This is a genomic window from Alkalibacterium iburiense, from assembly GCF_039521845.1.
Taxonomy (GTDB): Bacteria; Bacillota; Bacilli; order Lactobacillales; family Carnobacteriaceae_A; genus Alkalibacterium; species Alkalibacterium iburiense.
In genome coordinates this window covers 1-4,653 of the sequence record NZ_BAAACW010000127.1, presented here as the reverse complement: position 1 = coordinate 4,653, position 4,653 = coordinate 1, and the positions used below count along the sequence as shown (strand labels likewise).

Here is a 4,653-nt window from a genome sequence, read left to right as displayed (position 1 = left end):
GGCAAGTGTTTTTTTGTTTTTTCTTGATATAACAACCATTGTAAGCAATTATTAAAAGAAAGTATTGACACTAACCTTGAGAAGGAAGGAGAGAAACGGATGAAAAAGAAACTATTTGCCGTTGGTGATATTCATGGTCAGATTACTCAATTTAAAAAGCTCCTTACTTACTGGAATGAGGAAGAAGAGCAACTGCTATTGATAGGTGACTTAGGTGATCGTGGAGAAAATCCAAGAGCTTGCTTTGAGTTAGCTAGAGATTTGGTGGAAAATAAAAAGGCTATCTGTTTGCGTGGGAATCATGAAGACATGTTTATTAATTTTCTAAAAACACCACAGCATTCAGCCCCGCTGTTTGACATGAATGGGGGAATGGTAACGATTCAAACCTTCTTAGACCATGAAGAAGAAAAGTATGATGCAGTAGAATTAGCCAGAAGTATACAAACCAAGCATCCTTGGTTAAAACCTTTTTTACTCTCCCTCCCCTTAAAATATGAATGGGAAAAATATGTTTTTACTCATGCAGGAGTTAACTTAACCCTTCCAGATTGGAGAAACTCGTCTGATCGAGATTTTGTGTGGATTAGAGAGGGGTTTTACGATCAACCGAATCACACGGATAAAGTCTTTGTTTTTGGTCATACAGTGACAGCGACACTTCATGAAGACCAATCCAGTACGGATATTTGGAAAACAAAAGACGGCAAAATCGGAATAGACGGAGGAGCTGTTTATGGAGGCACTCTTCATGGTGTCGTATTTGATAATGAAGGCATAGTCAACCATTACAAAGTGGACAATAAAGGGTATGCTTATTCAGAAACCTTAAGGAAAGGATAAAAGAATGAATGAGAATTGGAACGATATCTGATTTACACATTGATCGAAACAGTCAGTATCTGAATCACGGGGAGAGCTTTGAAATTTCACTTTCCGCTCTTATACAAGAAAAAGACATCGACTTGCTACTCATTGCTGGAGATGTGTCCAATCATTACCTTGAAACAGATGCTTTCTTAAAAAAAACCTCTGAACAGTCAGGAATTCCTATACTATTTGTTCCGGGGAATCATGATTATTGGGCTAAAGATCACGGGATAAAAGACACAGCTGAGGTCGATGCATATTTCAAGAAGCAAGAGTACTCCTTAGTCAACCGACCCTATATCATTAATGACAAGTGGGCCATAGTAGGGACGCCCGGCTGGTATGATTACGGCTATGCCAACCATGAGATGTATACGAAGGAAAAGTTTGAAAAGAAACAATACAGTTTTGCCACATGGAACGACAAGCATTATGTTGATTGGGGGATGACTGATCAGGAAGTGAGCCAACGCATGCTGGAACAACTGACGAGTGATTTAAAGAAAGTCGGACAGCGCCAGGTCATCTTAATGACTCATGTAGCCACCCATCCAGAATTTGTTATACCCTTGCCTCATCGCGTCTATGATTATGCGAATGCCTTTTTAGGGGCCAAGTCCTACGAGCAACTCTATAAACAGTTTCCCTGTATTACTTATAGTATCATGGGGCATGTGCATTTAAGAAAAATTCTTCAAGAAAAAGACCGCACATACTTAACAGCTTGTCTGGGAAACTTTAGGCATTGGAAAAACAAAGAAATACACACTCAACTCAGTAAAAGTTTACTGACGTTTGATCTTACCTAAATGAAGAGAATGAATGGGTTAATAGAGACCGTTCGTTCTTTTCTTTTTTTGTGCTAAACTATATAAGGTGAATAAGATATTTGGAGATGACAAAGATGGCAGATACAACTAATACAAATGTAAACTTATTAATGAAGGAACTAGAAGGGTACACTAAAAAACAAGTGACTTCTGTGCTTGATTTATTGGCAGATGGCAATACCGTTCCTTTTATTGCACGTTACCGTAAAGAAGCAACAGGTTCTTTAGATGAGGTACAGATTCGAGAGATTGAAGAACGGTATACGTATATAACTAACTTGGAAAAACGTAAAGCAGATGTCTTGGCTTCAATTGAAGAACAAGGAAAGTTGACACCTGAATTAGCCAAAGAAATCAAAGAGGCTGTACAAATGCAGCGGGTTGAAGACTTATATCGCCCGTATAAGCAAAAACGACGCACAAAAGCGACACTAGCGAAAGAACAGGGACTAGAACCCCTATCTGAATGGTTGTTGTCATTCCCGAAAGGTTCTATCGAAGCAGAGGCAGAAGAGTACATTAATGAAGAGAAGGAAGTTCATTCTGCGGAAGAAGCGTTGGCAGGGGCACATGAAATCATTGCGGAATATATTTCAGACAATCCTGAATACCGTAAATGGGTAAGAGACTATACCTATAACACAGGATTCATTGAGACAAAAGAGAAGAATAAAGAAGCAGATGAAAAGTCTGTATTTGAAATGTATTATGAGTACTCAGAAAAAATAAAAACAATGGTCTCCCATCGGGTTTTAGCAGTCAACCGAGGAGAAAAAGAAGATATTCTCTCTGTTACTTTAAAAGTGGACGAAGAGAGAATTCATCAGTTTATATATAAACAAGAAATCCCAGAAAACTCAAATTCTGAGGCTATTGTAAAAGTGAAAGAGGCTATAAATGATGCCTATAAGCGTTTTATTGGTCCAGCTATCGAAAGAGAATTAAGAAATGAACTAACTGAAAAAGCAGAAGAACAAGCGATTGAAGTGTTTGGAGAAAACCTAGGGAATTTACTCCTTCAGGCTCCTTTAAAAGATCAAATCATCTTGGGCTTTGACCCGGCATACCGTACGGGGTGTAAGTTAGCTGTAGTGGATGCTACAGGTAAAATGATGGCTGTCCATGTTATTTACCCACATAAACCAGCATCTCCGAGCAAAAGAGAGAGAGCAGAAAAAGAGTTTATAGAGTTTGTTGAGAAATATAATGTAGACACAGTGGCTATAGGAAATGGAACGGCTAGTCGAGAGTCAGAAACCTTTGTGGCAGAAGCTTTGAAAAAAGTGAAAAAACAAGTAGCTTACGTTATTGTAAACGAGGCAGGTGCTTCTGTTTATTCAGCCAGTGAAGAAGCGAGAAGAGAATTTCCCGATCTACAAGTAGAAGAAAGAAGTGCTGTAAGCATTGCCAGACGATTGCAAGATCCCTTAGCTGAATTAGTTAAAATTGATCCCAAATCAATTGGTGTCGGTCAGTACCAACATGACGTTTCACAAAAACGATTAACAGAACAATTGGATTTTGTAGTAGAAACAGCTGTTAACCAAGTAGGAGTCAATGTGAACACAGCTAGTAGTACACTCTTAAAACACATTTCAGGTTTGACTAAAACAACAGCTGAAAATATTGTTTTATATAGAGAAGAAAACGGGAAGTTTACTAATCGGTCACAGTTGAAAAAAGTGAAACGTTTAGGTACTAAAGCTTTTGAGCAGGCTGTTGGATTCTTACGTATTCCTGATGGGAAAGAACCATTTGATAAGACAGGTATTCACCCCGAAACATATAAAGAAGCTGAGAAAATAATTGAACAAACGGGTTTGACAAAGACTGAATTAGGAACAGAAGATTTGAAGATGCGTTTAAAATTAGTTAATGAGGACCAAGTCCTCGAAGAAACGAGATTAGGAAGAGAGACATATGAAGACATTATCGAAGCACTGACTGCTCCTGGAAGAGACATGCGTGACGATATGCCTGCACCATTACTTCGTACAGATGTTATGAGTATGGAAGATTTAAAAGAAGGCATGCCTTTAGAAGGAACGGTCCGTAATGTAGTGGATTTTGGTGCCTTTGTGGATGTCGGAGTGAAGCAAGACGGATTAGTTCATATTTCTAAATTAAGTAATCGGTATGTAAAACATCCAAGCGATGTTGTAGCAGTTGGTGATATAGTAAAAGTATGGATTGATTCCGTTGATGTGAACAAGGGACGTATTGCTCTCACAATGATTGGAAAAGATGAATAAGCAGAAAAAGAGAGAACCTTTCGGACTTATTCATTTAGATAGAAACAGGTGGTCTTATGAATCAAGGAGAATTGCAGCAACTAGTTGAAGAGATATCTAGACACTTTTTTAACCGTCCATTTAAACATCAGGCTACTTTTAATAGTCGCCTAAGAACAACCGGGGGCCGATATCATTTGAGGTCACACGATTTGGATTTTAACCCACAGGTTCTGGAAAAATTAGGGAAAGATGTTTTAATTGGGGTCATTAAACATGAATTGTGCCACTATCATTTACATTTACAAGGTAAAGGGCACCAGCATAAAGATAAGGACTTTAAAGACTTGCTTAAAGAAGTAGGCGGGATCCGTTACGTTCCATCTTTGAGAGGACAGAAAGAAAAAGTGATGTTCTGGCAGTACAAGTGTACCGGCTGTGGCTTAACAGCCAAGAGGCAGCGCCGATTCAACACACAAAAATTTATCTGTTCCAAGTGTAAAAGTTCATTTGTTTTGGTAGGTAGGGAAAAGGTAACAAGTTAAATTTTTTCCTAAAAGAGGTATAATAGTCTATATAAAAATTGATGGTAATGCCAAAAGTTCTATGAAAAATCAGATTATTCCTGTTCGAAGGTATGATATTCCCAAATAAGATACTTTTTTAAATCACAAAGATGTATTTTAAAAGTTTTCAAGCGGAATTAAGTGAAGAAAAGAATC

4 protein-coding genes are annotated in these 4,653 nt (G+C 38.1%); all 4 read left to right on the top strand.

All coding sequences use genetic code 11. The features are described 5' to 3' along the window. Positions 1-99 precede the first annotated feature (99 nt). The 4 genes from ABDZ53_RS10120 (at position 100) to ABDZ53_RS10105 (ending at position 4,476) form a co-directional block, all read left to right on the top strand. Positions 100-843 (top strand): metallophosphoesterase, encoded by a 744-nt coding sequence (locus tag ABDZ53_RS10120; RefSeq protein WP_343756166.1) that lies wholly within the window; start codon positions 100-102, stop codon positions 841-843. 8 nt (positions 844-851) lie between these two features. Next, positions 852-1,679, top strand: coding sequence for a metallophosphoesterase (locus ABDZ53_RS10115; protein WP_343756164.1), 828 nt, complete (start codon positions 852-854; stop codon positions 1,677-1,679). 95 nt (positions 1,680-1,774) lie between these two features. After that, positions 1,775-3,952 carry a Tex family protein gene (locus ABDZ53_RS10110; RefSeq protein ID WP_343756162.1) on the top strand — a complete coding sequence of 726 codons (2,178 nt, stop codon included), beginning with the start codon at positions 1,775-1,777 and terminating at the stop codon, positions 3,950-3,952. A 56-nt stretch (positions 3,953-4,008) separates the two neighbouring features. After that, complete coding sequence (locus ABDZ53_RS10105; protein ID WP_343756160.1) at positions 4,009-4,476, top strand: SprT family protein; 468 nt, start codon at positions 4,009-4,011, stop codon at positions 4,474-4,476. Positions 4,477-4,653 lie beyond the last annotated feature (177 nt).

Bases quoted from the DNA above. Each gene is read 5' to 3' on its own strand.
- ABDZ53_RS10105 (WP_343756160.1), top strand. From the start codon at position 4,009: ATGAATCAAGGAGAATTGCAGCAACTAGTTGAAGAGATATCTAGACAC.
- ABDZ53_RS10115 (WP_343756164.1), top strand. From the start codon at position 852: ATGAGAATTGGAACGATATCTGATTTACACATTGATCGAAACAGTCAG.
- ABDZ53_RS10120 (WP_343756166.1), top strand. From the start codon at position 100: ATGAAAAAGAAACTATTTGCCGTTGGTGATATTCATGGTCAGATTACT.
- ABDZ53_RS10110 (WP_343756162.1), top strand. From the start codon at position 1,775: ATGGCAGATACAACTAATACAAATGTAAACTTATTAATGAAGGAACTA.